The following is a 5525-nucleotide window of genomic DNA, read 5'->3' on the forward strand; positions in this document are numbered from 1 at the left end:
GAATTTATTTCAGGGTCTATTAGGCCGGGGCTATGGGTTAAAACCACCCCACGTTGTTTCCCTCTCCTGCAGGAGAGGGACAGCAGAAAAGCAGAAGCATCACCAACATTGTCAGGGTGAGGTAAAACCCCTTAACAAGCGAACCAAAACACAATCTAAACCGTATATTGATATATGAAAACGATGTTAAATAAACTATTTTTGATTTCTGCTGTTGTTTTAATTACAGGTCTTTCAGCCTGCGCTCAAAAACAGGATAAGGAAGCTGCAAAACAACCGAAGGAAACAGAACAAATCATACCAAAGAAGAAAATGAACTGGAATCCATTAACACCCGAAGAAGAAAGAGTAATTGTAAATAAAGGTACCGAATATCCAGGTACGGGTAAATACGAGCATACAACAGATAAAGGTACTTATACCTGCAAACGTTGCAATGCTGCACTATACCGTTCGGAAAGTAAGTTTGATGCGCACTGCGGATGGCCTGCTTTCGACGACGAAATCAAAGGTGCTGTAAAACGTATTCCTGATGCCGATGGATCACGTACAGAAATAGTTTGTGCCAATTGTGGCGCGCATCTTGGTCACGTATTTTTAGGTGAGGGATTTACGAATAAAGACACCCGTCATTGTGTAAATTCAATCTCTATGAATTTCGTGCCGGATCAAAAATAAGGTGGGTATAGTAGGGTTAGGTAGAGAGGCGTGCAGCGAAGCTGTACGCCTTTTTTAATTCACAAAATTGCCCTGTTTTTCCACAAATTATTGATTATAAACTAAATGCTTATATTTGCAGGCTCGATAAAGAAAATTTAGCCTATGAAGTATCTTCTGTTATTAAGTTTTTGTTTTCTGTTTCTGCAGGTCAAAGCACAAAATCCCGACGCATCAAATGAACCGGATAGTATCAAAAAAACAGTTCTCGCTACTTATTATCACAGAAAATTCGAAGGTCGCCGCACCACCAGCGGTGCCAGGTACAGGGCAAAAAAACTCACTGCTGCCCACCGCACTTTACCAATGGGAACACTGGTTACCGTAACCAATCCCGATAACGGAAAATCAGTTGTGGTAAAGGTAAACGACCGCGGTCCATATTCTAAAAAACTGGCAATAGATCTGTCAGAACGTGCTGCAAAACAGATCGGCATTTTCCGCAAAGGGATAGCCAAAGTTAGCCTCAGTTATACTGTTGAGTAATACTCCTTTTGGCTCTATTTCAGGCCTGTTACACCCCTAAAATTTAAGTTATTAACACTCATTTTGGTTTGTTAAACCCTTGAAAAGAAACAATTAGCTTTTTTTTCGCTTGAAAATGATATTTGGCTGATCGTTTTTCCCCAGCAAACGGGCAGGGTGTTAACAACTTTGGTACACTAAAAATGGCCACCGTATATATATTTGTTATAACAAAGTTCTTTAACTTCTTGCGCTTGGAAACAATTATAAAAGCTTAGTTTTTAGTTAATTATAAGTATATCTCTCTGATTACAATTTTAAATTTTCGCAACTAAAAACTCAGTTGTTTGCCGGGCAATAGGGTTAGCACTTTCACAACAGCGTTTTGATAAAAGACATTACAATCATCATATAAAATTGATGGATGCGTGCCTTTGTCGGCTCTGTTAAAAAAATAGAATTAAAAAACATCAGCGTATGGAACAGGAATTATTACTACAAGAAAACAAAGACAGATTTGTGCTTTTGCCGATCAAGTACCCGGCAATATGGGAAATGTATAAAAAGACCGAAGCTAGTTTTTGGACGGCAGAAGAGATCGATCTTTCTGACGACCAAAAACACTGGGATAATTTAAATGATGGCGAAAGGCATTTTATTTCACATATCCTTGCTTTCTTTTCTGCTAGTGATGGTATTGTGAACGAAAACCTTGCGGTAAACTTCATGAGTGAGGTGCAATTGCCAGAGGCACGTTGTTTTTATGGTTTCCAGATTATGATGGAAAACATCCATGCCGAAACCTACGCTTTGTTAATCGATACTTATATCAAAGATCCTGAAGAAAAAGACCGTTTATTTCACGCCATCGATACTGTACCTGCAGTAAAAAGAAAAGCGGAATGGGCTTTACGTTGGATCGAAAACGGAACTTTTGCCGAACGTTTAGTGGCATTTGCTGCGGTTGAAGGTATTTTCTTCAGCGGAAGTTTCTGCTCTATCTTCTGGTTAAAGAAACGTGGTTTAATGCCGGGATTAACGTTCAGTAACGAGCTGATCTCAAGAGATGAAGGTTCGCACTGCGAATTTGCCTGCCTGTTATACAGCATGTTAAGCAATAAACTAAGCGAAGAGCAGGTTCACTCCATCATCAGCGATGCGGTAGAAATCGAAAAAGAATTTATTACCGACGCATTACCGGTGGCTTTAATCGGTATGAATGCAAAACTGATGAGCCAGTATATCGAATTTGTGGCCGACAGATGGTTACAGGAACTGGGTTACAAAAAAATATACAATGCAACCAACCCATTCGATTTCATGGAAATGATCTCGTTACAGGGTAAAACCAATTTCTTCGAGAAACGTGTTGGCGATTATCAAAAAAGTGGTGTATTAACCTCTGCTGATAACAAAGCCCAGGCATTCTCTTTAGATGAAGACTTCTAGAGGTTGAAGGTTAAAAGGTAGAAGGCTTAAGGTTTAATCTTGATACCAGATACTTATTACTTGATACTAAATAAATAACAAAAACTACAAAAGTGATGATTAAGTCTTGATACTTGATACTCACGACTTAATATAAAACTTAAATCTCATAAAATATGTTCGTACTAAAAAGAGATGGCCGCAAAGAAGCGGTGCAATTTGACAAAATCACAGCCCGTATCCAAAAGTTGTGCTATAGTTTAAATTCAGACCTTGTAGACCCGATCGATGTGGCCAAAAAGGTAATCGAAGGTTTATATGATGGTGTAACTACATCAGAGCTGGATAACCTTGCGGCTGAGACGGCGGCATCGTTAACAACAAAACACCCTGATTATGCTTTGCTAGCATCGCGTATCGCGGTTTCCAACCTACATAAAAATACCACTAAATCATTCTCGGGTACGATGAAAATGTTGTACGAATATTTCGACCCGAAAGCGCAGAAAGAGGCTCCTCTTATCGCTGACGATGTTTATGAGATCATAGAAAAAAACAAGGATATTTTAGATAGTTCTATCATTTACGACCGCGATTTTGGTTTCGATTATTTCGGCTTTAAAACTTTAGAAAAATCTTACCTTTTAAAAGTTAATGGTCAGATTGTAGAGCGCCCGCAACATTTGTTTATGCGTGTTTCGGTTGGTATCCATAAAGAAGATATCGAGAGCGCAATCAAAACCTATAACTTAATGAGCGAACGTTGGTTTACACACGCTACACCAACTTTGTTCAACGCAGCTACTCCAAAACCTCAAATGTCGTCATGTTTCCTGTTAACCATGCAGGATGACAGTATCGAAGGTATTTATGATACATTAAAACAAACTGCTAAAATTTCGCAGAGTGCCGGCGGTATCGGTTTAAGTATCCACAATATCCGCGCAACAGGGTCGTACATTGGTGGTACAAACGGTACCAGTAACGGTATTATCCCGATGTTGCGTGTATTTAACGATACTGCACGTTACGTAGATCAGGGTGGAGGTAAACGTAAAGGTGCTTTCGCAATCTATTTGGAACCTTGGCATGCAGATGTTTTCGAATTCCTGGACCTTCGCAAAAACCACGGTAAAGAAGAAATGCGTGCACGCGATTTGTTCTATGCCCTTTGGATTAACGATTTATTTATGCAACGTGTTAAAGATAACGGCGATTGGACCTTATTCTGTCCGCACGAAGCACCAGGTTTAGCCGATTGTTTCGGTAAGGAGTTTGAAGAACTTTATGCTAAATACGAAGCTGAAGGCCGTGGTCGCAGAACTGTTAAAGCGCAGGAACTTTGGTTTGCCATCTTAGATTCGCAGATCGAAACCGGTACACCTTATATGTTGTTTAAAGATGCAGCGAACAGCAAATCTAACCAACAGAATTTAGGTACAATCAAGTCTTCTAACTTATGTACCGAGATTATCGAGTATACTTCTAAAGATGAGGTTGCTGTTTGTAACCTTGCGTCGTTGGCATTGCCTCGCTTCGTAATTAACGGTGCTTTCGATCACCAGAAATTATATGATGTAACTTATCAGGCTACTTTAAACCTGAACAAGATCATCGATCATAACTATTACCCTGTTCAGGAAGCTGAAAACTCAAACATGCGTCACCGCCCGGTTGGTTTAGGTGTGCAGGGTTTGGCTGATGCTTTTATCTTATTGCGTTTACCTTTCGAAAGCGATGAGGCTAAACGTTTGAATAAAGATATTTTCGAAACAATTTATTTTGCTTCGATGACAGCTTCTCACGATTTAGCAGTGAAACATGGTCCTTACCAAACATTTAAAGGTTCTCCGTTATCCAAAGGTAAATTCCAGTTCGATTTATGGAATGTAACTCCGGATAGCGGCCGTTGGGACTGGAATGCATTGCGTAAAAAAGTGGTTAAAGATGGTGTGTACAACTCGTTATTGGTTGCACCGATGCCAACTGCATCTACTTCGCAGATTTTGGGTAACAACGAATGTTTCGAACCATATACCTCTAATATTTACACCCGTCGTGTATTAAGTGGCGAATTTGTGGTGGTAAACAAACACTTATTGAAAGATTTAGTGGCCCTTGGTTTATGGAACAACGATATGAAAAATCAGATCATATTGGCTAACGGTTCTATCCAGGCTATTGATACCATTCCTGATTACATTAAAGAACTATACAAAACCGTTTGGGAGATCAAGATGCGTAATATCATCGATATGGCTGCCGACCGTGGTGCCTATATCTGTCAGTCGCAATCGTTAAACTTGTTCGTAAATGCACCAAATACTTCAAAATTAACTTCAATGCACTTCTACGCATGGGAGAAAGGTTTAAAAACCGGTATGTATTACTTACGTACACAGGCGGCATCGCAAGCAGTTAAATTTACTGTAGAAAATCAGGGCGGTAAAGCCATCGAAGCGGTTATTCCGGCTGAAATGACACAGGATCAGGTTGCAGAAGAAATCATCGACGGACCAGTTTGTTCGATGGAAGAAGGTTGCATTAGCTGCTCTGGTTAAGCTTAAAGACTAAAGGAGAAAGACTAAAGCGAAAAGCCTGCACCATCTCGTCATTGCGAGGCACGAAGCAATCTTAATGCAATAGTTGTTCTTCTCATTATAAAGCAATAAAATAGATAAGGTTTTGGGCAAACGCTCAAAACCTTATTTTTTGTCGTTATTTTTGTATAGCACAAAATGTTAAACGCTGGTCGCTACGCCCTCAACCTTTTAACCTTATGCCTTCAACCTTGAAACATAGCAAACACGAAATCATTCCCTGCGAAAGATGCGGAACTGCTATAGAGTGCAAGGCCAATTCTTATACCAAGTGCCAGTGCAGCGTGGTGCAACTTAGCATTAACGAAGTGCAGT

Annotated in this window: 5 protein-coding genes; all 5 read left to right on the forward strand. The window is 39.9% G+C overall.

The features are described 5' to 3' along the window. Nucleotides 1-174 precede the first annotated feature (174 nt). Nucleotides 175-678 (forward strand): methionine-R-sulfoxide reductase, encoded by a 504-nt coding sequence (locus tag B2V92_RS18330; protein WP_113951018.1) that lies wholly within the window; start codon nt 175-177, stop codon nt 676-678. 144 nt (nt 679-822) lie between these two features. Continuing rightward, complete coding sequence (locus tag B2V92_RS18335) at nt 823-1203, forward strand: septal ring lytic transglycosylase RlpA family protein (protein WP_293310893.1); 381 nt, start codon at nt 823-825, stop codon at nt 1201-1203. A gap of 456 nt (nt 1204-1659) precedes the next feature. Then, complete coding sequence (locus B2V92_RS18340) at nt 1660-2631, forward strand: ribonucleoside-diphosphate reductase small subunit (RefSeq protein ID WP_124559464.1); 972 nt, start codon at nt 1660-1662, stop codon at nt 2629-2631. 155 nt (nt 2632-2786) lie between these two features. Next, nucleotides 2787-5171: a ribonucleoside-diphosphate reductase subunit alpha gene (locus B2V92_RS18345; protein ID WP_293310900.1), complete on the forward strand. Its 2385-nt coding sequence runs from the start codon at nt 2787-2789 to the stop codon at nt 5169-5171. A 218-nt stretch (nt 5172-5389) separates the two neighbouring features. Beyond that, the coding region (locus tag B2V92_RS26530; protein WP_349681440.1) for a cysteine-rich CWC family protein at nt 5390-5525 on the forward strand (136 nt) is incomplete at its 3' end.

Origin of the sequence: Pedobacter sp. UBA5917 (genome assembly GCF_002432345.1) — a bacterium.
GTDB lineage: Bacteria > Bacteroidota > Bacteroidia > Sphingobacteriales > Sphingobacteriaceae > Pedobacter.